The sequence below is a fragment of the Thermodesulfovibrio sp. 1176 genome (assembly GCF_029946585.1).
In the GTDB taxonomy this organism is placed as follows: Bacteria; Nitrospirota; Thermodesulfovibrionia; order Thermodesulfovibrionales; family Thermodesulfovibrionaceae; genus Thermodesulfovibrio.
Window position 1 is genome coordinate 1 of sequence record NZ_JARZRZ010000025.1, and the last position, 261, is coordinate 261.

The following is a 261-nucleotide window of genomic DNA, read 5'->3' on the forward strand; positions in this document are numbered from 1 at the left end:
GAAAGTCTCAAATTGGCAGTGTTCAGATAGTGCTTGGATTACTCATAGACAGTGAGGGATTTCCCATTGGCTATGAGATATTTCCAGGGAACACCTTTGATGGAAAGACATTGCTACCCTTTTTAGAGAGACTCAAGAAGAGATTTTCCCTAAAAAGGATAATCATAGTAGCAGACAAAGGGATAAACAGCAAAATAAACCTGCTTAAACTTAAAGAACAAGGTTTTGGCTATATAGTAGCAGTAAGACTTAAAAGTGCAG

At 37.5% G+C, this 261-nt stretch carries 1 protein-coding gene; it reads left to right on the plus strand.

All coding sequences use genetic code 11. The annotated features are described in order from the left end of the window. Positions 1-261: transposase (locus tag QI155_RS11005; protein WP_281321684.1), on the plus strand; the 261-nt coding region annotated here is incomplete at both ends.